Here is a 21,736-nt window from a genome sequence, read left to right as displayed (position 1 = left end):
TGGGCTGGGGGCAGCAGGGTCCTTCGTCAGCCGGGCAGGAAGGGCGCGACCTCCTCGGCGGCGTCCGCGCCGAACGCGTCGGCGAACCGCTCCAGGAAGTGCTCGCGGGGCAGCGCGTACTCCTGCGTGCCGACGACCTCCACCGCCGCGGTCGCCACCGCGGAGCCGACCTGGGTGGACCGTTCCAGGCCGAGCCCCCACTGCCGGGCCGCCACGAACCCCGCCCGCAGCGCGTCGCCGCCTCCGGTCGGCTCGACCGGCTTGGTCTCCGGGACGGCGATCACCTCGATCGGCTCCGCGCCGGCCCGCTCCACCCGCACGCCGGAGGCCGCCAGGGTGGTGACCCAGGTGCCCACCCGGGCGAGCACCTCGGCGTCGTCCCAGCCGGTCTTCTGCAGCAGCAGCGCGTGCTCGTACTCGTTGGTGAACAGCAGGTCGGCGCCGTCGACCAGGTCGCGGATCATCTCGCCGTCGGCCCAGGCCAGCTGCTGGGACGGGTCGGCGAGGAACGGGTAGCCGCGGTCCCGGCACTCCTGGGTGTGCTGCACCATCGCACTCGGGTCGTTCGGCCCGACGACGACCAGGTCGATCGCGCCGACCCGCCGCTCGACCGGCGCCAGCTCGATCAGCGCCGCCTCGCTCATCGCCCCCGAGTAGAAGGAGGCGATCTGGTTGTTGGCCGCGTCGGTCGTGCAGGTGAAGCGGGCGGTGTGCTTGAGCTCCGACCAGCGGACGCTGGCGGTGTCGACGCCGTGCCGGGTCAGCCAGGCGTCGTAGTCGGCGAAGTCGCTGCCCACCGCGCCGACCAGCACCGGGTGCAGGCCCAGCAGCCCCAGCCCGTAGGCCATGTTCGCCCCCGCGCCACCCCGGTGCTGCACCAGGTCGTCGACGAGGAAGGAGAGCGAGACGTTCGCCATCTTGCCCTCGACGAACTGGTCGGCGAACCGGCCGGGGAAGGTCATCAGGTGGTCGGTGGCGATCGAGCCGGTCACGACGACGGACATCAGGGGACTCCCTCGGGGGACGGCGACCGGGAGGGGCACCGAGGCGGGTTACAGGGTAGGCGGGCTCAGTCGGTGAGCGCCCGGCGCAGCTGGAGACCGAGCTGCGCGGTGGCGACCACCCCGAGCAGGCAGCCGGTGGCCGCGCCGAGGGTCGTGACGACGGCCGGGTCGACGACGCCGGACACGACCCCCGCGCCGCCGAGGGTGAGCGCGGTCATCACCACCCGGGTGGGCCGCTCCCACACCGAGATCGCACCGGTCTCGGTGACCCCGGCCTGCCCGGCGCGCGCCCGCAGGTAGTCGGGCAGCCAGCACAGCGCGCCGAAGGCCGCGGCCAGCAGCCCGGGGACGCCGGCGACCCAGAGGGCGAGCGCGTAGGCGACCTCGGTGAGCCGGTCGACCGCCGAGTCGAGGACGAACCCCCGGCGCGACGCCCGGCCGCCGGCGATCGCCAGCGCACCGTCGAGCGAGTCGAGCAGGCCGGACGACGCGACCAGCAGCCCCGCGGCGACCAGCCAGCCACCCCCCGCGGCCGCCGGCGCCACCGCCGCCGCGGCCACCAGCAGGCCGGCGGCGGTCACCGCCAGCGGGGACACCCCGGCGAGCGGCCGGGCGAGGGTGTAGGCCAGCGTGAGCCAGCCGCGGACCAGCCGGCTGTCGTCCGGATCCGCGTCCCCGTGCCACCGGGACCAGGCCGCCAGGTACTCGTCGCGGCTCAGCACGGGCCCAGTTGACCACGCCGGGCACAGTGGGACGCGTGCTCGCCGGCTTCTCCCCCGCCCGCCGCCGCCTCCTGCTGGCCCTGCTGGGGGTCGTCGTCGTGGCCGTCGTCCTGGCGGTCGCCGTCCCCCTGCTGACGCGGGACGACCCCCGGCCGGCGCACGCGGCCGACCAGTCGACCCCCGGACCGGTGCTGCTCGTGCCCGGCTACGGCGGGTCGGGCGTCGCGCTGTCCTCCCTCGCCGACCGGTTGACCGCCGCCGGCCGGGACGCGACGGTCGTGGCGGTGCCCGGCGGGGGCACCGGCGACCTGCGGGCGTCGGCCGCCGCGCTGGATGCCGCGGTCGACGAGGCGCTGGCGCGCACCGGCGCGGAGAGCGTCGACGTGGTCGGCTACTCGGCCGGCGGGGTGGTCGCCCGGCTGTGGGTCGCCGACGGCGGCGCGGACCGGGCGCGGCGGGTCGTCACGCTCGGGTCGCCGCACCACGGCACCACCGTCGCCGACCTCGCGATCAGTTACGCACCGGCGGAGTGCCCGGAGGGGTGCCGGCAGCTGACCACCGACAGCGACCTGCTCGCGGAGCTGAACGCGGGTGACGAGACGCCGGAGGGCCCGACCTGGGTGTCGATCTGGACGACGGCGGACTCCACGGTCACCCCGCCGGAGTCGGCCGCGCTGGCCGGCGCGCTGGAGCTGCCGGTGCAGTCGGTGTGCGCGGACTCGGCGGTGACCCACGGGCAGCTGCCCACCGACCCGCTGGTGCAGGGCATGGTGCTGGCCGAGCTGGCCCCCGGCGACCCGGTGCCGCTCACCTCCGCCGATTGCACGCGACTCCGCCGGGGCTGACCCCCTACGGTGCGCCCGTGGCGTACGACGTCGAGGCGGAGAGCCGCGCGCTGATCGCGCACGGCCTGACCGGGGACCCGGTCCGGCTGAGCCGGCGCCGCCGCTTCGCCGCGGTGGCCGTCGACGTCGACGGCGATGTCGCCTGCACGAGGTTCGTGCGGCGCAGCGTGGGCTCCTTCGAGCACATGTGCCACGTCCTGGTCCGCCGGGGAGCCGACTGGGTGTACCTCGGCGGCGGAGGCAGCGGCGCGGAGACCGACGGCCTCGAGGACCGGCCGGGCGCCTGGGAGCTCGGCGGGCACGTGGTGGTGCAGGGCAGCGGAGGGGTGGCCGACGACGCCGGCCGGCGGATGCCGTGGGGCGGTCGCTGGATCAGCTACGCGGAGCTGCGGGTGAGCGCCGCCGTCGCGAGCGTGCACGTCGGGGACCGGGTGCTCCCCGTGCCGCGCCACGGGCACGTCGTCGTGGTGTGGACCGGCCGGCGCGCACCCGTCGCCGTGGCCCACGGCGCCGACGGCCGCCCTCTGGCCGGCGTCGGGCTGCCCGGCCGGAGGAGCCCCGCGGAACTCCGTTGACCGCGAGCCGGGGACCCGTCATCGTCGCTGCATGCCCATCGCGCTGGCCGCCACGACGCCGGAGGACCTCCGGCACCTCGTGTAGGCAGCGCACGCCACGAGCCCCGGGGACCGGTCCCCGGGGCTCTCTGCTGTCGGCGGCCGGTCCCCTCCCCCGAGAGGAAGCGACATGGATCCCGACCACTCCACCGTCGGACGGGCCCTCGACCTGTTCGACACCACCCCCGCCGTCGGCGCCGGGCTGCCGTTGTGGCTGCCCGACGGCGCGGTCGTCCGCGCCGAGCTCGAGCGGTTCGCCCTCGAGCAGGCCCTGGCCTCGGGCTGCCGGCGGGTCTACACCCCGGTGCTGGCGAAACGCGAGCTGTTCGAGCGCTCGGGCCACTGGGACAAGTTCTCCGCCGACATGTGGCCGGAGATGGTCGTCGGCGGCGAGAGCTTCGTGCTGCGCCCGGCCAACTGCCCGCACCACACCCAGGTCTTCGCCGCCCGCCCGCACAGCCACCGGGACCTGCCCGTGCGGCTGGCCGAGCTCGGGGCGATGTTCCGCAGCGAGCTGTCCGGCGTGCTGGGCGGGCTGAGCCGGGTCCGGCAGATCAACCTGGACGACGCCCACTCCTTCTGCCGCCCCGACCAGGTCGTCGCCGAGGTGCGGCTCGCGCTGGACGCGATCCGGCACTGCTACGCGGTGCTCGGGATCGAGGTGGGCCGGTTCCGGCTGTCGGTGCGCGGCCCCGGTGGCCGGTACCTCGGGGACGACGAGCAGTGGCGCACCGCCGAGGCCCAGCTCCGGGAGGCGCTGGACGACGCCGGGCTCGCGTACGAGGTCGCGCCCGGCGAGGCCGCGTTCTACGGCCCGAAGATCGACGTCCAGGTGACCGACCGCCGCGGCCGCGAGGAGACCCTGTCCACCGTGCAGGTCGACTCCAACCAGCCCGAGCGGTTCGGCCTGACCTACGTCGGCGCGGACGGCCGGAAGCACCGGCCGGTGATGGTGCACCGCGGTCTGCTCAGCTCGATGGAGCGGCTGACCGCGATCCTGCTGGAGTCCTCGGCCGGCCGGCTGCCCACCTGGCTGACCCCGGTGCAGGTCCGGGTCCTCCCGGTCGGCGAGCAGCACGCCGGTCCCGGGCGGGAGCTGGCGGCGGAGCTGACCGCGGCGGGGATCCGGGCGGTGGTCGACGAGCGGGGGTCGCTCCCCTCCCGGGTGCGGGAGGCGCACGAGCGGCGGGACGCCTACGTCGCGGTCCTCGGGGACGCCGAGGTGGCCGCGGGCAGCGTCGCCGTCTCGGCGCCGGGGCTGCCGTCCCGGGCGGTGCTCCCCCGGGCCGAGCTGCGGCGGCGCCTGGCCGAGGAGGTCACCGACCGCCGCCGGGAGCGCGCCGTCGCGGCCGGGCGATGACTCCCGTTGCCGGGCGGAGTCCGAGCAGCATGGCCCGACTCCGCGTCTCCAACCTGTCCGTCTCGCTGGACGGCTACGCCGCCGGGCCCCGCCAGAGCACCGACGACCCGCTCGGGGTGGGCGGAGAGCAGCTGCACACCTGGATGTTCGACACCCGCACCGGCCAGGCGGCGCACGGCGGCTCCGGCGGGGCGACCGGCGTGGACGACGACTGGCTGGCCCGCAGCGAGGCGGGCATCGGCGCGACGATCATGGGCCGGAACATGTTCGGCCCGATCCGCGGTGGGTGGACCGAGCCGGCGTGGACGGGCTGGTGGGGCGAGGACCCACCGTTCCACCACCCGGTGTTCGTGCTCACCCACCACCCGCGGCGCCCGCAGGAGATGGCCGGCGGGACGACGTTCACCTTCGTCCCCGACGGCATCGAGTCCGCGCTGGAGCAGGCGTTCGCGGCGGCGGGAGGCGCGGACGTGCGGCTCGCCGGCGGGGCGGCGACGGTCCGGCAGTACCTGCGGGCCGGGCTGGTCGACGAGCTGCACGTGGTCGTCGTCCCCGTGCTCCTCGGCGCCGGCGAGCGCCTGCTCGGCGACCTGGAGGACGCCCCGCCCCTGACGGTCGCCGAGCACGCGGCCTCACCGGCCGCGGCGCACTACCGGCTGGTGCGCGTCAGCCCCTGACGACGGTGAGCGAGGGTGCGGCCGGGACGTACTGGCCGTGCTCGTCGAGCCGGTAGCGGTCGGCGTCCTCCGGCGTGCCGGCGATCGCGCGCAGCGCCGTCCCCAGGGCCGCCACGTCCGCCGTCGAGGTGCCGCGGTTCGCGCTGGCCCGCACGGCCCCGGGCAGGTCGACCCGGCCGGCGCCGGCGTCGCGGTGGAACCGGCGCACCTCGTCCTCGGTCAGCGACAGCAGCCGGCTCATGTAGGGGTGGGCGCAGAAGCAGCCGCTGCGCACGCCGATCGCGTGCTCGTGCGACAGCCGGGCGGCCACCAGCGCGTGCGGCACGCCCGCGAGGGTGAACGCGGCGACCGGCAGCCGGTCCACCGTTCCCGGCCCGAGCCGCCGCAGGCCCGGCACGGTGGCCAGCTCGGCGTCCAGGGCGGCGGTGAGGGCCCGCTCGTGCCCCAGCAGGGCCGGCCACACCTCCGGGCCGAGCTCCTCCGCCGCCGCGGCCAGGGCCACCACGCCGAGCACGTTGGGCGAGCCGGCCTCGTCCCGGTCGGGTCCGTCGGCCCACACGACGTCGTCGAAGGAGACCGCCCGCACCGCGCCGCCGCCGACCAGCAGCGGCTCGCCGGAGCTGAACAGGTCCCGGGGCCCGACCAGCGCGCCGGCACCGTAGGGCGCGCCCATCTTGTGCCCGGACAGCGCCAGGACGTCGATCCCGAGCGCGGTGATGTCGATGGGCCGGTGCCCGGCCAGCTGGGCGGCGTCGACGACCACCAGCACCCCGCGCTCGCGGGCGGCGGTGGCGATCCGGCCCAGGTCGGGCAGCCAGCCGGTCACGTTGGAGGCGCCGGTCAGCGTCAGCACGCGGGGCACCGGGCGCTGGTCCAGGGCGGCGATCACGTCCTCGGGGCCGAAGGTGCCCGCCGCGTCGACGTCGACGACCCGCAGCCGGGCGTGCCGCCGCCAGGGCAGCAGGTTCGCGTGGTGCTCCACGGCCGTGGTCAGCACCACGTCGTCGCGGGTGAGGCCCAGCCGGAAGGCCAGGACGTTGAGCGCCTCGGTGGTGTTGCGGGGGAAGAGGGCCACGTGCGTCGCGGGGTCCGCGCCGACGAACCCGAGGAGGGTGTCGCGTGCGCCCTCGTACCGGGCGCTCGCGTACTGGGACCGGGCGCCGGCCCCCCGGTGCACGCTGGAGTACCGGGGCAGGAAGTCCGCCACCGCCCGGGCCACCGCCGCCGACGCCGGGCTGGTCGCCGCGGTGTCCAGGTCGACGTAGGTGCGCGTCCCGCCGCCGAGGACGGGCACCTGCATGCCCGTTCCCAGGAGCGGTCCGGGGTCGCTGGAGGGTGCGCTGCGCATGGGCGTGTCATCGGCGGCCGGCGCGGCGGGCATGACCCCTTCGGGGGGAGCCCCGGTCAAGCGGGCCGCCGGAACGGCGATGCTGCTGGTGTGAGGACAACCCCGCCGGAGCCCAGCCCTCCCGCCGGCCACCGGAGCGGGGTCCGGCTGACCCGCCGGGTCTTCTGGGACCTGGCCATCTACATGGTCGGGTTCGGGCTGGTCGTCGGGCTGGTGTTCCCCCCGTTCGCCACGGTGCTCGGGGTCCCCGACCGGTACGCCGGCCGGCCCTCCTTCCAGGTCGCCTGCCTGGTCGCGGGCTTCCTGGTCAGCGGGCTGAGCTACGCGCTGTGCCGGTGGGTGGTCGGGAGCCGGCTGGCCGTCCTCAGCTCCCACCTGCGGTCGGTCGCCGACTCGATCGGCTCGGCCGGCCGCAGCGGGGACTGGTCGGGCTCGACCCGGATCGACGTGGACTCCGTCGACGAGCTCGGGGAGACCGCGCAGGCGTTCAACAGCCTGCTCGACGCGCTGGAGGACGGCGAGCACTTCCGGTCCCTGGTCCGCAACGCCTCCGACGTCATCACCGTCGTCGACGCCGCCGGCACGATCACCTACCAGACGCCGTCGGTCGGCTGGGTCCTCGGCTACCCCCCGGCGACGCTGCTGGGCAGCGACGTCCGTGGCCTGGTGCACCCCGAGGACGCCGCCTCCTTCGCCGCGCACCTCCGGGACGCGGTCGACGGCCGCGCGCCCGCCGCGTCGGTGGCCGCGCGGCTGCGCCACCGCAACGGCTCGTGGCGCTGGACCGAGACCGTGCTCAACGACCTGCTCGGCGACCGGGCCGTGGCCGGCATCGTGCTGACCACCCGCGACGTGAGCGACCGCAGGGAGCTGGAGGAGAAGCTGCGCGAGCAGGCCTACCACGACGCGCTCACCGGCCTGCCCAACCGGGTGATGTTCATGGAGCGGCTGCGGGCCGCCGAGGAGCTGGAGCGGGCCACCGGCACCCCGCTCGCCGTGCTCTTCCTGGACCTGGACAACCTCAAGACGATCAACGACGACCTCGGGCACGAGGGCGGTGACCGGCTGCTCCAGACGGTGGCCGCCCGGATGAGCGGCTGCCTGCGCGCCGAGGACACCCTGGCCCGGCTGTCCGGGGACGAGTTCGCCGTGCTGCTCGTCGGCGGGCCCGGGGACCAGGCGTCCATCACGGCCGAGGGGATGGCCGAGCGCATCCTCGCCAGCCTGCGCCGGCCCATCACCATCGCCGAGCGGTCCTGCACGGCCGGGCTGAGCATCGGCATCGCCACCTCGGCCGCCTGCGCGGCCAGCGGGATGCCGCTGCTGCGGGCCGCTGACGTCGCCATGTACGTCGCCAAGACCACCGGCAAGGGCCGCTACGCGGTCTTCCAGCCCAGCCACCACACCGCCGTCGTCGACCGGGAGCGGCTGCGCACCGACCTGCACCGGGCCCTGGGGGCCGGGCAGTTCGTGCTGCACTACCAGCCGATCGTCGAGCTCACCGGCGGGCAGGTGACCGGGTTCGAGGCGCTGGTCCGCTGGCAGCACCCCGAGCGGGGGCTCGTCCCCCCGGCGGAGTTCATCCCCCTCGCCGAGGAGACCGGCCTGATCGTCCCGATCGGCCGCTGGATCCTGCACGAGGTGTGCCGGCAGGCCGCGGCCTGGCAGCGGTCGGACCCCGGCTCCCGCACCCGGGTGAGCGTCAACGTCTCGGTGCGCCAGTTCCAGCACCCCGACCTGGTCGGTCACCTGCGCAGCGCGCTGGAGGAGTCCGGGCTGGACGCCGGGCTGCTCTGCCTGGAGATCACCGAGTCGCTGTTCGTGGAGGACGCCGCCAGCACCAGCGCGAAGCTGCTGGAGGTCAAGGCGCTCGGCGTCCGGCTGGCCCTGGACGACTTCGGCACCGGCTACTCGTCGCTGAGCTACCTGCGGCGCTTCCCCATCGACGTCCTCAAGATCGACAAGGCGTTCGTCGAGGGGATCGCCAGCAGCCCGCAGGACCGGGCGGTCGTCGGCGCGATCGTCGCGCTCGGCAGGACGCTGGAGCTGACCCTGGTCGCCGAGGGCATCGAGACCGCCGGGGAGCTCGAGGCGCTGCGCGCGCTCGGCGTCGACCACGGCCAGGGGTACCACCTCGGCCGCCCGGCGCCGGCCGCCGGCGCGGGGCCGCACGGCGGCGCCCGGGTCGTGCCCGAGCGGCGGGACCCCGGCTCGGCGGGCACCGTGCTGCGGGCCCAGCCGCGCCCCCGGCCCGTTACCGAGCAGCGTTCCGGCGCGGCGGCCCGGTAGGACTCAGCTCGTGACGTCCTTGGTGGTGAAGTTGGCCCAGGCGGCGCCCAGCAGCACCACCACGTAGACCGCCTGCAGCGCCACGCCCCGGCCGACGTCCCGCCACAGGATCGGATCGCGGAACAGGTCGACGAAGGCCAGCCAGTACCGGGTCGGCAGGTAGGGCGCGAACGACGACGCCGCGTCCAGGGTGAACAGCAGCGACGAGGCGATGAGGACGGCGAGCGCCCCCAGGGTCGCGCCGAGCGGGGAGTCGGTGAGCGTGGAGAAGAACAGCGCGAAGGCGGCGACCCCGAGCATCGAGACCGTCACGTAGCCGATCGCCAGCAGGGTGCGGACGGCGAGCTCCTCCGACGTCAGCGACGTGCCGGACAGCGCCGTCCCACCGGCCGGCTGCACCTCGAACAGCAGCCGCCCGACCAGGTAGCCGACCGCGGCGACGACCACGACGGTCACGACCACGAAGGCGATCACCGCGATCAGCTTGGCCACCAGCAGCCGGGTGCGGCCCGCCGGGCGGGCCAGCAGGTACCGCAGCGTGCCGCCCTGCGCCTCCCCTGCCACCGCCTCGCCGGCCACCACCGAGACGGCGATCGGCAGGAACAGCGGCAGCACGATCGCGAGGGCGGCCAGCGGGTAGAGCGTGCCGTTGGTGAGGACGGCGGAGAGGAACACCGGCCCCTCCCCCGGCCGCGGCGCGAGGTCGGTCCACGCCAGCAGCACCGCCACCAGCACCGGCAGCGCGTTGAGCAGCCCGATCGTCGCCCAGGTGCGTGGCCGGCGGAACAGCTTGCGCAGCTCGACGAGTATCACCGGCGGCCCCGCTCGCCCGGCGCGTCGACCCGGTCGGCGCTGGTCCGCGCCGCGGCCAGCACCACCTCCTCCAAGCTCGGCCGTTCCAGCGCCAGCCCGCGCACCGGCACGCCCGCGGCCACCAGCGCGGCGTTGACCTCGGCGGGGTCCGCGCCGCGCACCACCGCCCGGCCGGCGGCCACCGACAGCACCCGGCCGTCCAGCGCCGCGCGCACCCGGTCCGGCTCGGCGGTCTCCACGACCGTCGCGCCGGTGGGCGCGGTGAGCCGGGCCAGCTCGTCCTGCAGCACCAGCCGGCCCCGGTCGAGCACGCCGATCCGGGTGCACATCTGCTCGACCTCGGCCAGCAGGTGGCTGGACAGGAAGACGGTGGTGCCCTCGCGGTTGAGCTGCAGCAGCAGGTCACGGATCTCGGTGATGCCCTGCGGGTCCAGGCCGTTGGTCGGCTCGTCGAGGACCAGCAGCTCCGGCCGGCGCAGCAGCGCGGCGGCCAGCCCCAGCCGCTGCCGCATGCCCAGCGAGTAGGCCCGCGTCGGCTTGCGCCCCACGCCCGCGAGCCCCACCTGCTCGAGCACCGACTCGATCCGCGCCCGCCGGGTCCGCCGTGAGCCCCCCGGCCCGGCGGCGTCGACGAGGGCCAGGTTGGCCCGCCCCGACAGGTGCCCGTAGTGCGCCGGGCCCTCGACGAGCGCCCCCACCCGGGGCAGCACCCGCCGGGCCGCCTTCGGCATCGGCTCGCCCAGCAGCCGCACCTCGCCCGCGGTGGGCAGCACCAGCCCGAGCAGCATCCGCACCGTCGTCGTCTTGCCGGAGCCGTTCGCGCCGAGGAAGCCGTAGACGTCCCCGGCCCGCACGTCGAGGTCGATCCCGTCCACCGCGCGCAGCCGGCCGTACCGCTTGACCAGCCCGGTGGTGCCGATCACCGTGCTCATCCGGTCCTCCCGGTCAGCTCGGTGGCGGCCGCCGCCAGCGCGTCGAGGGTGACCGTGCCGGTGAGCAGCAACGCGCCGTCGGGCCCGTCGACGATCATCAGCCCCAGCGGGCCGGCGGCGATCCGGGTGCCGAGCGGGTCCAGCACCGCCCCGGGCGCCCGGGCCAGCTCGGCGCGCAGCCCGGCGGCGGCGCGGTCGGGCAGCAGGCCGACGGCGAGCAGGGTCACCCCCCGGCCGTAGACGCCGACCGAGCGGGGCGCCCCCTCGACGGCGCGCCGGTCCAGGCCGGCCAGGGACGCCGGCAGCAGGGGGCCCCGGCGCCGTCCGCGATCGGCCGCCTGCAGCAGCTGCTCGGCCTGGCCCTCGCGCACCTCCGCCCCCGCGGGCACGGTGAACGCGGTGACCTCGGCCGGCGGGATCGTCAGGTCGAGCTCCAGGAAGCCGGTGTCCATCGCGGGCTCTGCGTCGTCGCCCCACACCTGCACCCGCAGCGGCAGGCCGGTCGACCGGTCGACCCACACGTCGACCCGGGTCACCGACGCCGCCTCCGCGGCCGGCTCCACCCGCAGCCCGAGGGCGTCCCGGCCGGCGACCCGCTCGGCGCCGAGCCGGGACAGCTCGTCGTCGGCCGCCTCCGACAGCAGCCGCCGGCCCAGCGCGCTGGGCAGCAGGTCCGACGGGCCGGGGAACGCGAGCGGGCTGGGCGCGGACCGGGTGGCGACGGCGTCCTCCCAGTTCCAGGACCAGGTGCCGCCGGCGTCGGTGTGCACGCCGGTCTCCCCGGTCGGGGTGACGACGTCCACCCGCCAGTCCGCGGGGCCGCGGTACCAGGCGCGCATCGTCGTCCGGTCGCTGAACAGGTCAGCCGCGTCGGTGAGCTGGTCGCCCACCGGCAGGTCCAGGCCGCCGGCGGACTGCGCGTACCCCGCGAACGCGGTGCCGGCCGAGGCGAGTGCCCGGGTGCGCAGGTCGGCCGCGGAGGCCGGGGCGTCCGTGGCCGGGAGCGCGTCGATCAGCGGGGGTAGCGCCAGCAGGACGGCGACCCCACCGCCGACGAGAGCCCAGCGTGCCGCTGCCCCCGTCCGCGGCCCGCCCACGGCTCGACGGTACGACGGGCCGCGCGGCGACCGCGCATCCGTTGTGCCCCGCCCCGTCGGCGAGCAGGCTGGCCGGACCACCAGCGGGAGGGGACGTGATGGACGACAGCAGCCCGGCCTGCCGGGTCGTCCGGCCGGGAGACGGTTACACGGGCAAGCAGGGGCTGGACTACGGCACCGGGGTGTCCGCCGAGTCCGCCGGCGCCCGCGGCCTCTGCCTGCACACGCTGGTCGTGCCGCCGGGCGGACGCGGCACGGCGCACCTGCACGAGCACCACGAGTCCGCCGTGTACGTGCTGGAGGGCGACAGCGAGATGTGGTGGGGCGAGGGGCTCGCCCACCGCGACGTCGTGCGGCCGGGCGACTTCGTCTACATCCCGGCCGGTGTGCCGCACCTGCCGGTCAACACCGGCAGCACCCCGCTGCGTGCGGTGATCGCCCGCACCGATCCGAACGAGCAGGAGAGCGTCGTGCTCCTCCCGGAGCTCGACGCCCTCCTCGACCAGCGGCTGCGGGCCGCCGGGGAAGCATGACCACCTCGCGCTGGTAGTCGTGTCCGCCGGCGGGGGCAGCGACCAGCGCGAGGTGATCACCCGTCGCGGGTCCCGAGCCTCGCCGCGCCTCTTCCGCCTCGGTCCCCGCATGGGGGAAGGTGCAGCCCGGACCTTTGCGGAACGGGGAGGGCACGGAGTGCGTCGGCTGGGCAGCGCGGGACGGGCACGGTGAGCGCCGAGGGCTCCCGGCCGCTGTGGCCCGAGCGCTACCTCACCGACGGCCGGCTGGTCATCACCACGTCACCGCCGGACCGGTCCCCGGGCGCCGAGACCACGCTCTGGGACCAGGCCCGCGACTGGCTGGTCGCGCAGGAGTGGCTGGTCTGGTGCGGCCGGCAGTGGCGAGCGCTGGACACCGACCAGAAGTGGGTGCTCGCCGTCCTGCTGCTGGTGTTCACCGGCGGGCTGGGACTCCTCGTGCCCGCCGCCGGGCTGCTGGTGCTGCAGCACCGGGAGAACGCCGCCCGCGCCGCCCTCCCGACGCCGCCGGTGTCCCCCGAGGCGAGCCTGGCCGCCTGGGACACCATCGAGGCCCGCGTCGCCGGTGCCGCCAGCCGGGCCTGGGCCGAGACGGTGCGCGAGCCCTCCTGGCGCTCCCCGTACCTGGCCGCCACCCGGGCCGGCTTCGACGGGGACGCGGAGGTGCGCCAGATCGTCGACCTGGCCTCCCGCATCCGGCAGGCCCGCAGCCGGCTGGGCCTGCGCCCCACCGGCCCGGCCGCCGAGTTCTGGGACCGCCAGCAGACCGCGCTGGACGACGCCGCCCGCCGGCTCGGCTCCCGCGCCGACGCGCTCATCCGGCACCGCGACCAGGCCGCCGCGCTCTCCGTGGAGCTGCAGCACCTCGCCGACCTCGAGCGGATGGAGCGCAGCGCCGTGGAGATCGACGGGCTCACGGTCGAGACCGCGTACCCGTCCGGGCGGGGGGACGGCGGACTCGGCGACGTGGCCGAGCGGATCGCCGCCGTCCGCGGGGCGATGACCGACCTCGTCGACCTGATGACCCGCACCCGCGCGCCCCTGGCCGAGCCGCCCGACGTCCCCCGCTGACCGCACTCAGCCGCTCGATGCTCAGCCGAGCGCGACCACCAGGCAGCAGCCGGCGAGCAGCGCGACGACCGGCGTCATCACCAGCCGCTCCGGGCGGCTCCGGCTGATCGCGTTCATCCCGATGCCGAGCACGAAGTAGCCGGTCAGCACCCAGATGGCGACGTCGGCCGGCCCGGTCGACCGCCGGGCCGCCGCCACGAGCACCACGGCGAACAGCGCGTACAGCACGATCGAGGCGGCACTGCCCATCCGCAGCCGGTTCGGGAGCACCCGGTGCCCGCCGCCCCAGGCGAACCGGCCCAGCGGCGCCCCGGCGACCAGCAGACCCTGGAAGACGGCGAGCCCCGCCAGGACGACGCAGCCCAGGACGGCGGCGGTCGTGATCACCCGCGCACCGTAGCGATCGGAGCGCGCGGTTCCGTGGAACCGCCCGCTCGGCACCGGGCCCAGCGGTACAGCCACCCCGAACGCCGGACCGATGACCGCTCCGGACCGATGACTGCTAGATAGCCTCCCGCACCTCGTCGGGCACGTCGCGGATCTGCAGCAGGGACGCCATGCCCACGAGGTACCCAGCGGTACACCGCGTGGTGCAGGTGATCGGCAGCCGCGAAGGGGCGTTCCCGCGGGAACGTCCCGATGGCGAACGGGCGGGCGACCGGCGGGCCGCCTACGGTTCCGGCATGGCCGCACCGATCAGCGACGCCGTCGTCGTCGACGTCCTGCGCCGGGTCGACCGGGTGCTCGACCCCCTGGTGCAGCGCCTGGACCGGCCGCCCGCCCTGCCGCTGGCCGCGCGCGCCGACTGGTGGGCCGACCGAGTCACCCGCGTCGCCGCCGGCGTCTCGGCCGCACCGCGGTTCGCCGGGAAGCTCGCCGACCTGCTGCCGCTGCAGAACACCGTGGGGTCGGCGGTGCAGGCACTCGTCGTCCTCGGTGTCGCCGCGGAGCACGACGTCGGCGACCCCGCGGAGCGGATCTCGCTGCTGGCCCGGGTGCTCCTGGACCGGGACCTCCCCGCCGGCCGGGTGGAGCCGCTGCTGCAGCGTGTCCGCGGCGTCTACGTCGACGAGGCCCTCGGCGCGGAGCGCAGCCGCGGCGTGGGTGGCGCGGCCCGCAGCCTGTGGCGGGTGGCCCGGCTGCTGAGCCGCATCGACGACGCCCTCGACGCCCGGCCCAAGGGCAAGCTGTTCGCCCGTGCGCTGTCCCAGCTGCCGGTGGTCGGCGTGGCCGGGGGCTACGCCGCGGAGCGGGAGGGGCTGCGCCGCGCGGCCCGGAAGTCCGAGGAACTGCTCAGCGCACCGGCGCGCTGAGCGCCGACGGGGAGGCCGGGACCGGGACGCTCTCCCCGGCCAGCGCGGCGTACACCTCACGCGTGGCCGTCGACCGGTTCATGGTGATGAAGTGGATGCCGGGCACGCCCTCGTCGAGCAGCTGCTGGCACATCGCGGTCGCCACCTCCACGCCGTAGGCGCGGACCGCCTTCCTGGCCTCCGGGGTGTCCCCGTCCAGCTCGGCGAAGCGCGCGGCGAGCCCGGCCGGGAAGGCCTGCCCGGACAGCTGCACGATGCGGTTGATCTGCCGGGCGCTGGTGACCGGCATGACCCCGGCGATGACCGGGACGTCGCAGCCCCGGGCCGTCACCCGGTCGCGCAGCCGCAGGTAGTCCTCGACCCGGAAGAACATCTGGGTGATCGCGAAGTCAGCGCCGGCGCGGCACTTGGCCACGAACATGTCGGTGTCGGAGTCGAAGTCCGGCGAGCGCGGGTGCCGCTCGGGGAAGGCCGCGACCCCCACGGAGAAGTCGCCCATGGACTTGATGAGCGCGACCAGCTCGGCGGCGTACCGCAGCCCCTGGGGATGCGCGACCCACTCGGCCTGCGGGTCGGCGCCCGGCGGGTCACCGCGCAGGGCGAGCAGGTTCCGCACCCCGGCGGCCGCCAGCCGGCTGACCACGTGCCGCAGCTCCGCCACGCTGTGGTCCACGGCGGTGAGGTGGGCCAGCGGGAGCATCGTCGTCTCGGCGGCGATCCGCTCGGTCACCGCGACGGTGCCCTCCCGCGTGGAGCCGCCCGCTCCGTAGGTGACGGACACGAAGGACGGCCGCAGCCGCTCCAGCTCCCGCAGCGCGGTCCACAGCTGCGCCTCGGCGGCCTCGTCCCGAGGCGGGAAGAACTCGAAGGACCAGGTGGGCCGGGACTGCGCCACCAACTCCCGCACGGTGCCGCTCATGAGGGCACAGGGTACGCAGCGTCGGTGCATCCGATCGGCCACCTCCGGCCGAAGAGGGGTGTCGACCGCGCCTGCGGCCGCCGGGAGGAGGACGCGCATGCTCTGGTACCAGGCAACTGGCACCTTGGACGGGACGCCGTCGATCGGGTTGGGCGATACTGGCCTGGTGACCGTCGGGACGCAGCCCCTGCACAGCTCGCCCGGCCTCCCGGCCCCCTCGATCGACGCGGCGGACCTCGACCGGGTCCGGTCCGCGGTGAGCGCCGCCCTCACCGACTTCCTGGCCGAGCAGCGCCGCACCCTGGCCGCCATGGACGCGGCGCTGACCCCGGTCGTCGACGAGGTCTGCGCCCTCGCCGACGGGGGCAAGCGGCTGCGCCCGCTGTTCGCCTACTGGGGGTGGCGCGGCCTCGCCGCCGACGCGCCGGGACCGGCCGAGGACGACGACGCGGTGCTCCGCGCGGTGGCCGCGCTGGAGTTCGTCCACGCCAGTGCCCTCGTGCACGACGACGTCATGGACGGGGCGCTCACCCGCCGCGGCCGCCCGGCGACCCACGTCGGCTTCGCCGGCCGGCACGGCGCGGACGGGCTCACCGGGGACGGCGACACCTTCGGCGTGGGCGCGGCGATCCTGGTCGGCGACCTGGCGCTGGTGTGGTCCGACGAGCTGCTGCGCCGGTCGGGCATCACCGTCGCCGCGCTGATCCGGGCCCGCTCGGTCTGGGACACCATGCGCACCGAGGTGACGGCCGGGCAGTACCTGGACCTGCTGCGGGCCGGCGGTGGGCTGCCCGGGCCGCAGGGCGCGCTCACCGTCGCCCGGTACAAGAGCGCCGGCTACACCGTGCAGCGCCCGCTGCAGCTCGGCGCGGCGATCGCCGGCGCCGGACCGCGCGCCGTGGACGCCTACACCGCCATCGGCCTGCCCTTGGGCGAGGCGTTCCAGCTGCGCGACGACGTGCTGGGCGTGTTCGGCGACCCGGCGGTCACCGGCAAGTCCGCGGACGACGACCTGCGCGAGGGCAAGCAGACGCTGCTCATCGCCCTCGCCGAGGAGGCGGCCGACGCCGCCGGCCGGCAGCTGCTGGCCGAGGGCCTCGGCGACCCCACCGCCGGGCCGGACCAGTTCGAGGAGCTGCGGCGGCTGATCGAGTCCACCGGGGCCCGCGCCCGGGTCGAGGACCGGATCACCGAGCGCACGGCGCTGGCCCGGTCCGCGATCGCGGCGGCACCCATCGCCGAGGACGCGCGCGCCGCGCTCGACGCGCTCGCCGTCGCGGCGACCTCCCGCTCCGCGTGAGGACGGTCCCCGGGCGCACCGACCGGGTGGTCGTCGTGGGCGCCGGCCTCGCCGGGCTCTCCGCCGCGCTGCGCCTGCGCGGCGCCGGCCGGGAGGTCACGCTCGTCGAGCGGGGCGAGGGTCCCGGCGGCCGGGCGGGGGTGGTGCGGCGGGCCGGCTACACGCTGGACACCGGGCCCTCGGTGTTCACCGCGCCCGAGGTGCTCGCCGAGGCCTTCGCCGCGGTCGGCGACCGGCTCGAGGACCGGCTGCGGCTCACCCCGCTGGCCACCACCTACCGCGCCCGGTTCGCCGACGGCTCGCACCTGGACGTGCACGCCGACCGGGCGGCCTTCGCCGCCGAGGTGGAGCGGCTGTGCGGCCCGGCGGAGGCGGCCGCGCTGCACCGCTACCTGGACGACCTCGCCGAGCTGTACCGCCTGCAGCTGCGGACGTTCATCGACCGCAACCTCGACTCCCCGCTCGACCTGGCCGGTCCCGAGCTGGTGCGGCTGGTCCGGCGCGGGGGCTTCCGGCGGCTGTCCTCCCACGTGGCCGCGGCGTTCACCGACGAGCGGCTGCGCCGGCTGTTCAGCTTCCAGGCGCTCTACGCGGGGGTCTCGCCGTACCGGGCGATCGCCGCCTACGCCGTCATCGCGCAGCTGGACATCGGCGCCGGCGTGTGGCACCCGGAGGGCGGGATCGGCGCCGTCCCCCGGGCGATGGCCGCCACGGCCGCCGACGCCGGCGTCGTCCTGCGGTACGGGGCGGAGGTCGCGGAGCTGGAGACCACCGGCGACCGGGTGTCCGGTGTCCGGCTCGCGGACGGCGACCGGCTGCCCGCCGACGCCGTCGTCGTGACCGCCGACGCCCCGCACCGGCTGGTGCCCGGGCTCCGCGGCCCGCGACGGCCGGTCCACTCGCCGTCCTGCGTGGCCCTGCACCTCGGCGTCCGGGCGGAGCTCCCCGGGCAGGCGCACCACACGATCAGCTTCGGCGCCTCGTGGTCGGAGGTGTTCCGCGAGCTGACCCGCGACGGGCGGCCGATGAGCGACCCGAGCCTGCTGGTCAGCATGCCGTCGGTCACCGACCGGTCGCTGGCCCCCGAGGGCGGGCAGGTGCTGAGCGTCGTCGCCCCGACCCCGAACCTCGACCCGCGCAGCGGCGGCAACCCCGACCTGGACTGGCCGGTGCTCACCCCGAGGTACCGCGACGAGCTGCTGCGCGTCCTGGACGCCCGCGGCTGGACCGGCATCGGCGACGCCGTCGAGGTCGAGGAGGTGCTCACCCCGGTCGACTGGGCGGCCCAGGGCATGGCCGCGGGCACCCCGTTCGCCCTGGCGCACACGTTCGGGCAGACCGGTCCGTTCCGGCCGCCCACGCTCCCCCGCCGCGGGCCGGTCAACGTCGTGCTGGCCGGCTCCTCGGTGCAGCCGGGGGTCGGCGTCCCGATGGTGGTGATGAGCGGCCGGCTGGCCGCCGAGCGGATCACGGCGGCCCGATGACCATCCCCCCGACCCGGGCGGAGCAGCAGGCCGCCCTCGACGCGGCCTACCGGCACTGCGCGGCGATCGCCGCCCGGCACGGCAAGAGCTACCACCTGGCCACCCGCCTGCTCACCGCCGACCGCCGGCCGGCCGTCCACGCGCTGTACGCCGCGGCCCGCACCGCCGACGACCTGGTCGACGTCCCGGGCGCCGATCCGGCCGGCGACCTCGGTGACTGGTCCCGCGCGGTGCTGGCCGAGCTGGACGCCGGGTGGTCCGACGACCCCGTCCGGCTGGCCCTGGTGCACACCTACCGGCGGTACGCGATCCCGGTCGAGCACCTGGTCGACTTCCTGGCCGCGATGAGCAGCGACCTGGAGGTCACCGGCTACGCCGACCTGGCGGCGCTGGACAGGTACATGTGGGGCTCGGCCGCGGTGATCGGCCTGCAGGTGCTGCCGGTGCTCGGCACCGCGCCCGGCGTGGCCCGGGAGGAGGCCGCGCCGCACGCGATCGCGCTGGGCGAGGCCTTCCAGCTCACCAACTTCCTGCGCGACGTCGGCGAGGACGCCGACCGGGGCCGGGTCTACCTGCCCGCGGACCTGATGGCGGCGCACGGGGTCACCCGGGAGCAGCTCGGAGCCCGGCGCCACTCCCCCGGCTTCCAGGACCTGATGCGTGAGATGGTGGCGGTGACCCGCCGCCGCTACGACGACGCGGCCCCCGGCACGCCGATGCTGGCCAAGGAGTCCCGGGACTGCGTGCGGGCCGCGACCGCGCTGTACGGGGGGATCCTCACCGAGATCGAGCGGGCGGACCACCGGGTGCTCGACCGCCGGGTGCGCGTCTCGCGGCCCCGGCGCCTGGCGGTCTTCGCCCGCCGGCTGACCGCCGCGCAGCTCGCCCGGGTCGGGCGGGACCGGCTCAGTACGCCAGCGCCTGGGCCCGCCGGGTGACCTCGGTGTGCCGGTCGTCGCGCAGCGCCTCCACCGGGGTGCCGGGCAGCGTGTCGTCGGGGCGGAACAGCCAGTCGAACGCGTCCTGCTCGGTGTAGCCGCCGTCGAACAGCACGGTCAGCAACCCGGGGAGGTGACGCAGCACGGCGCCGTCCTGCAGGAAGTCGGCGGGGATCTTGCTGTTGCCACTGCCGGGGACGGCGAGGAGCTTGCGCTCGCGCAGCAGCTGCCGGACCCGGTTCGGCGAGGTCCCGAGCTGCGCCGCGACCTCCGCGGGGGTGAGCGTGTCCACGTCCCCAGCCTAGGGCGCACCGCGGGGCGGCCCGGACGGCCTCCCGCGCTGGACGGTCGGCACCCGCGGCGACCAGCGGTTGGACGTTCTCCCACCGGTCCGCCCAGCCAGTCTGGTCCCAGCAGCCCCACGCCCCCGACGGGTCCGCGTCGTTTCGTCCAACGCCGCGCATCCGCTCCTAGACTCGCCGCGTGGACACCGTCGTGACCGACCCCGTGGTCGGCCTGCTCCTCGAAGGGCGTTACCGCCTCGAGGAGCGCCTGGCACGCGGCGGCATGTCCACCGTCTACGCCGCCACCGACCTCCGCCTGCACCGCACGGTCGCGGTCAAGGTGATGGCCGAGCACCTCGCCCACGACCCGGCGTTCGTCGACCGGTTCACCCGCGAGGCGCGGGCCACGGCCATGCTCAGCCACCCCAACGTCGTCTCGGTCAGCGACCAGGGCGCCGACCAGGGCCTGGTCTACCTGGTCATGGAGCTCGTCCGCGGCCGCACGCTGCGCGACCTGCTGCAGGCCCGCGGCCGGCTCACCGCGGGCGAGGCGTTCGCCGTCCTGGAACCGGTGCTGTCCGGGCTGACCGCCGCGCACCGGGCCGGCATCGTGCACCGCGACATCAAGCCGGAGAACGTGCTGATCTCCACCGACGGCCAGGTCAAGGTCGCCGACTTCGGCCTGGCCCGCGCGGTCGCCGGCACCGGGCAGACCAGCCACACCGGCGGCGTGCTCATCGGCACCGTCGCCTACCTCTCCCCCGAGCAGCTGGAGCGGGGCCGCAGCGACGCGCGCAGCGACGTCTACGCCGCCGGCGTCATGCTCTACGAGCTGCTCACCGGGCATCCGCCCTACGCCGGCGACACCCCCCTGGCCGTGGCGTACCAGCACGTGCACCACGACGTCCCCGCGCCGTCGGCCGAGGTGCCCGGCCTGCCGTGGCAGGTCGACGAGCTGGTCGCCCGGACCACCCGCCGGGACCCCGCGGCCCGCCCGCTGGACGCCGGGGCGTTCCTGGCCGAGCTCACCGACCTGCGTGCCGACCTCGGCATCGGCCGGATGCCGGTGCCCACCGGCCGGCCGGTCGAGTCCCCTGGCACGCTGCGACCCACCAACCGCCCCTCCGCTCCGCGGCCACGCGACGCCAGCGTGCCGGGGCGGGGCAGCGCTCCGCGCACCGAACTGCTGGGCGGCCGGTCCCGCGGCACCACCGTGCTGCCGGGCGCCGACAGCGGCCCGATGGCGCAGGTCCGGGGCGCGGCACCCCGCCCGCCGGGGGTCCGCCCCGGGGTGCCCCCGCACATCCGCCGCCGGCGCGCCCGGTTCGCGATCGCACTCGTCCTGCTGCTGGCGGTCACCATCGGCGCGATCGGCTGGTGGCTGGGCTCCGGGCGCTGGACCACCGTGCCCGAGCTCGTCGGCGCCGACGAGCAGACCGCCATCGGCCGGCTGCAGGAGGCGGGCCTGGACCCGGCCTTCGGCGAGGAGCAGTTCAGCGAGACCGTGCCGGAGGGCGTCGTCCTGTCCGCCGACCCCGGCGAGGGCGAGCTGATCCGGGGCTCCGACGTCACCCTCGTGCTGTCCAAGGGCGTGGAGCGGTTCACCGTCGACACCGCGCTGGCCGGTCGGCCCCTCGAGGAGGTCCAGGCGGCGCTGGGCGAGCTGCCCGTGCAGCTGGACAACGCCACCGAGTACAGCGCCGACGTGCCCAGCGGCAGCGTCATCCGCTTCGACCCGGCCGCCGGCACCCAGCTCAAGCGGGGCGACGTGGTGACCCTCGTCGTCTCCCAGGGCCGGGCCCCGGTCGAGGTGCCGAACGTCGTGGGCCAGGAGCCGGACGCCGCCCAGGACACCCTGGAGCAACTCGGGTTCACCGTGCAGCGCGACGAGGGCCGCAGCGCCGACGTCCCCAGCGGGGCCGTCATGGCAGTCGCCCCCGCGCCGGGCGGGACGCAGCCCTACGGCAGCGCGGTCACCATCACCGTCTCGGTCGGCCCGCCCCAGGTGACCGTGCCCGACGTCGTCGGCATGTCCGAGGCCGATGCGACGGCGGCGCTGCAGGCCGCCGGGCTGGCCGCCGAGTCCACCCAGTTCATCTCGGGCAACCGGGTGTTCCAGCAGAGCCCCAAGGCCGGCGAGGTCGTCGACCTGGGCACCACCGTCAAGATCCTCATCAGCTTCGGGTGATCCCT

Annotated in this window: 22 protein-coding genes; 13 read left to right on the top strand and 9 right to left on the bottom strand. The window is 76.3% G+C overall.

Going from position 1 to position 21,736, the window contains the following annotated elements; genetic code table 11:
* Positions 1–26: 26 nt before the first annotated feature.
* The gene (locus HL189_RS08260; protein WP_369133215.1) at positions 27–1,004 is read right to left on the bottom strand and encodes a carbohydrate kinase family protein; all 978 of its coding nucleotides are present in this window, start codon (positions 1,002–1,004) and stop codon (positions 27–29) included.
* A 65-nt stretch (positions 1,005–1,069) separates the two neighbouring features.
* Positions 1,070–1,726, bottom strand: coding sequence for a CDP-alcohol phosphatidyltransferase family protein (locus tag HL189_RS08255; protein ID WP_369133214.1), 657 nt, complete (start codon positions 1,724–1,726; stop codon positions 1,070–1,072).
* A 35-nt stretch (positions 1,727–1,761) separates the two neighbouring features.
* Between HL189_RS08255 and HL189_RS08250 the strand changes: the two genes are divergently transcribed.
* The 4 genes from HL189_RS08250 to HL189_RS08235 all read left to right on the top strand — a co-directional run bounded on the left by HL189_RS08250 (position 1,762) and on the right by HL189_RS08235 (position 5,222).
* The gene (locus HL189_RS08250; RefSeq protein ID WP_369133213.1) at positions 1,762–2,571 is read left to right on the top strand and encodes a lipase family alpha/beta hydrolase; all 810 of its coding nucleotides are present in this window, start codon (positions 1,762–1,764) and stop codon (positions 2,569–2,571) included.
* Positions 2,572–2,588: 17 nt separating this feature from the next.
* Positions 2,589–3,146, top strand: a complete 558-nt coding sequence (locus HL189_RS08245; protein WP_369133212.1) for a hypothetical protein — start codon at positions 2,589–2,591, stop codon at positions 3,144–3,146.
* A gap of 169 nt (positions 3,147–3,315) precedes the next feature.
* On the top strand, positions 3,316–4,545 hold the full coding sequence (thrS, locus tag HL189_RS08240) for a threonine--tRNA ligase (protein ID WP_369133211.1): 1,230 nt from the start codon (positions 3,316–3,318) through the stop codon (positions 4,543–4,545).
* A 29-nt stretch (positions 4,546–4,574) separates the two neighbouring features.
* Positions 4,575–5,222, top strand: coding sequence for a dihydrofolate reductase family protein (locus HL189_RS08235; RefSeq protein WP_369133210.1), 648 nt, complete (start codon positions 4,575–4,577; stop codon positions 5,220–5,222).
* Here the strand turns inward: HL189_RS08235 and HL189_RS08230 are convergent.
* Positions 5,212–6,522, bottom strand: coding sequence for an aminotransferase class V-fold PLP-dependent enzyme (locus HL189_RS08230; RefSeq protein ID WP_369133209.1), 1,311 nt, complete (start codon positions 6,520–6,522; stop codon positions 5,212–5,214). The genes HL189_RS08235 and HL189_RS08230 overlap by 11 nt on opposite strands.
* Between HL189_RS08230 and HL189_RS08225 the strand changes: the two genes are divergently transcribed.
* Together HL189_RS08225 and HL189_RS08220 are read left to right on the top strand one after the other, a co-directional pair.
* Positions 6,521–6,664, top strand: coding sequence for a hypothetical protein (locus HL189_RS08225; protein ID WP_369133208.1), 144 nt, complete (start codon positions 6,521–6,523; stop codon positions 6,662–6,664). The two genes, HL189_RS08230 and HL189_RS08225, sit on opposite strands and share 2 nt — an antisense overlap.
* Positions 6,661–8,859, top strand: coding sequence for a putative bifunctional diguanylate cyclase/phosphodiesterase (locus HL189_RS08220; protein WP_369133207.1), 2,199 nt, complete (start codon positions 6,661–6,663; stop codon positions 8,857–8,859). Before HL189_RS08225 ends, HL189_RS08220 begins: the two co-directional genes overlap by 4 nt.
* 3 nt (positions 8,860–8,862) lie before the next feature.
* Here the strand turns inward: HL189_RS08220 and HL189_RS08215 are convergent, their stop codons facing one another.
* The 3 genes from HL189_RS08215 to HL189_RS08205 are packed head-to-tail and all read right to left on the bottom strand — an operon-like array spanning position 8,863 to position 11,701.
* Positions 8,863–9,672 (bottom strand): ABC transporter permease, encoded by an 810-nt coding sequence (locus HL189_RS08215; protein ID WP_369133206.1) that lies wholly within the window; start codon positions 9,670–9,672, stop codon positions 8,863–8,865.
* Positions 9,669–10,604 carry an ATP-binding cassette domain-containing protein gene (locus HL189_RS08210; protein ID WP_369133205.1) on the bottom strand — a complete coding sequence of 312 codons (936 nt, stop codon included), beginning with the start codon at positions 10,602–10,604 and terminating at the stop codon, positions 9,669–9,671. The genes HL189_RS08215 and HL189_RS08210 overlap by 4 nt, the downstream gene beginning before the upstream one ends.
* A complete protein-coding gene (locus tag HL189_RS08205; RefSeq protein WP_369133204.1) occupies positions 10,601–11,701 on the bottom strand; it encodes a sigma-E factor regulatory protein RseB domain-containing protein in 1,101 nt (366 codons plus the stop codon). The genes HL189_RS08210 and HL189_RS08205 overlap by 4 nt, the downstream gene beginning before the upstream one ends.
* A gap of 98 nt (positions 11,702–11,799) precedes the next feature.
* On the opposite strand from HL189_RS08205, the gene HL189_RS08200 reads away from it, so the two are divergent.
* Positions 11,800–12,234, top strand: coding sequence for a cupin domain-containing protein (locus HL189_RS08200; RefSeq protein WP_369133203.1), 435 nt, complete (start codon positions 11,800–11,802; stop codon positions 12,232–12,234).
* Positions 12,235–12,423: 189 nt separating this feature from the next.
* Positions 12,424–13,305: a hypothetical protein gene (locus tag HL189_RS08195; RefSeq protein ID WP_369133202.1), complete on the top strand. Its 882-nt coding sequence runs from the start codon at positions 12,424–12,426 to the stop codon at positions 13,303–13,305.
* Positions 13,306–13,326: 21 nt separating this feature from the next.
* Here the strand turns inward: HL189_RS08195 and HL189_RS08190 are convergent, their stop codons facing one another.
* Positions 13,327–13,692 (bottom strand): hypothetical protein, encoded by a 366-nt coding sequence (locus HL189_RS08190; RefSeq protein ID WP_369133201.1) that lies wholly within the window; start codon positions 13,690–13,692, stop codon positions 13,327–13,329.
* A gap of 296 nt (positions 13,693–13,988) precedes the next feature.
* Between HL189_RS08190 and HL189_RS08185 the strand changes: the two genes are divergently transcribed.
* A complete protein-coding gene (locus HL189_RS08185) occupies positions 13,989–14,618 on the top strand; it encodes a hypothetical protein (protein WP_369133200.1) in 630 nt (209 codons plus the stop codon).
* On the opposite strand, the gene metF is transcribed toward HL189_RS08185, so the two are convergent.
* Positions 14,599–15,537 (bottom strand): methylenetetrahydrofolate reductase [NAD(P)H], encoded by a 939-nt coding sequence (gene metF, locus HL189_RS08180; RefSeq protein WP_369133199.1) that lies wholly within the window; start codon positions 15,535–15,537, stop codon positions 14,599–14,601. The two genes, HL189_RS08185 and metF, sit on opposite strands and share 20 nt — an antisense overlap.
* Positions 15,538–15,634: 97 nt before the next feature.
* Here metF and HL189_RS08175 point away from each other — a divergent pair, with 97 nt between their 5' ends.
* The 3 genes from HL189_RS08175 to HL189_RS08165 are packed head-to-tail and all read left to right on the top strand — an operon-like array spanning position 15,635 to position 19,259.
* On the top strand, positions 15,635–16,837 hold the full coding sequence (locus HL189_RS08175) for a polyprenyl synthetase family protein (RefSeq protein ID WP_369133198.1): 1,203 nt from the start codon (positions 15,635–15,637) through the stop codon (positions 16,835–16,837).
* On the top strand, positions 16,834–18,321 hold the full coding sequence (gene crtI / locus HL189_RS08170; protein WP_369133197.1) for a phytoene desaturase family protein: 1,488 nt from the start codon (positions 16,834–16,836) through the stop codon (positions 18,319–18,321). Before HL189_RS08175 ends, crtI begins: the two co-directional genes overlap by 4 nt.
* Positions 18,318–19,259: a phytoene/squalene synthase family protein gene (locus HL189_RS08165; RefSeq protein WP_369133196.1), complete on the top strand. Its 942-nt coding sequence runs from the start codon at positions 18,318–18,320 to the stop codon at positions 19,257–19,259. Before crtI ends, HL189_RS08165 begins: the two co-directional genes overlap by 4 nt.
* Here HL189_RS08165 and HL189_RS08160 read toward each other — a convergent pair.
* On the bottom strand, positions 19,228–19,551 hold the full coding sequence (locus HL189_RS08160) for an Rv2175c family DNA-binding protein (protein WP_222263892.1): 324 nt from the start codon (positions 19,549–19,551) through the stop codon (positions 19,228–19,230). The genes HL189_RS08165 and HL189_RS08160 overlap by 32 nt on opposite strands.
* A gap of 191 nt (positions 19,552–19,742) precedes the next feature.
* Here HL189_RS08160 and pknB point away from each other — a divergent pair, with 191 nt between their 5' ends.
* Positions 19,743–21,731 carry a Stk1 family PASTA domain-containing Ser/Thr kinase gene (pknB, locus tag HL189_RS08155; RefSeq protein ID WP_369133195.1) on the top strand — a complete coding sequence of 663 codons (1,989 nt, stop codon included), beginning with the start codon at positions 19,743–19,745 and terminating at the stop codon, positions 21,729–21,731.
* Positions 21,732–21,736 lie beyond the last annotated feature (5 nt).

This window comes from Modestobacter sp. I12A-02662 (genome assembly GCF_041028325.1).
Taxonomy (GTDB): domain Bacteria; phylum Actinomycetota; class Actinomycetes; order Mycobacteriales; family Geodermatophilaceae; genus Modestobacter.
Note: the sequence above shows the minus strand (reverse complement) of the source record. Positions and strands in the feature narration are given on the sequence as shown.

Bases quoted from the DNA above. Each gene is read 5' to 3' on its own strand.
- HL189_RS08260 (WP_369133215.1), bottom strand. From the start codon at position 1,004: ATGTCCGTCGTCGTGACCGGCTCGATCGCCACCGACCACCTGATGACC.
- thrS (WP_369133211.1), top strand. From the start codon at position 3,316: ATGGATCCCGACCACTCCACCGTCGGACGGGCCCTCGACCTGTTCGAC.
- HL189_RS08235 (WP_369133210.1), top strand. From the start codon at position 4,575: ATGGCCCGACTCCGCGTCTCCAACCTGTCCGTCTCGCTGGACGGCTAC.
- HL189_RS08225 (WP_369133208.1), top strand. From the start codon at position 6,521: ATGCCCGTTCCCAGGAGCGGTCCGGGGTCGCTGGAGGGTGCGCTGCGC.
- HL189_RS08230 (WP_369133209.1), bottom strand. From the start codon at position 6,522: ATGCAGGTGCCCGTCCTCGGCGGCGGGACGCGCACCTACGTCGACCTG.
- HL189_RS08210 (WP_369133205.1), bottom strand. From the start codon at position 10,604: ATGAGCACGGTGATCGGCACCACCGGGCTGGTCAAGCGGTACGGCCGG.
- HL189_RS08200 (WP_369133203.1), top strand. From the start codon at position 11,800: ATGGACGACAGCAGCCCGGCCTGCCGGGTCGTCCGGCCGGGAGACGGT.
- HL189_RS08185 (WP_369133200.1), top strand. From the start codon at position 13,989: ATGGCCGCACCGATCAGCGACGCCGTCGTCGTCGACGTCCTGCGCCGG.
- metF (WP_369133199.1), bottom strand. From the start codon at position 15,537: ATGAGCGGCACCGTGCGGGAGTTGGTGGCGCAGTCCCGGCCCACCTGG.
- HL189_RS08175 (WP_369133198.1), top strand. From the start codon at position 15,635: ATGCTCTGGTACCAGGCAACTGGCACCTTGGACGGGACGCCGTCGATC.
- HL189_RS08165 (WP_369133196.1), top strand. From the start codon at position 18,318: ATGACCATCCCCCCGACCCGGGCGGAGCAGCAGGCCGCCCTCGACGCG.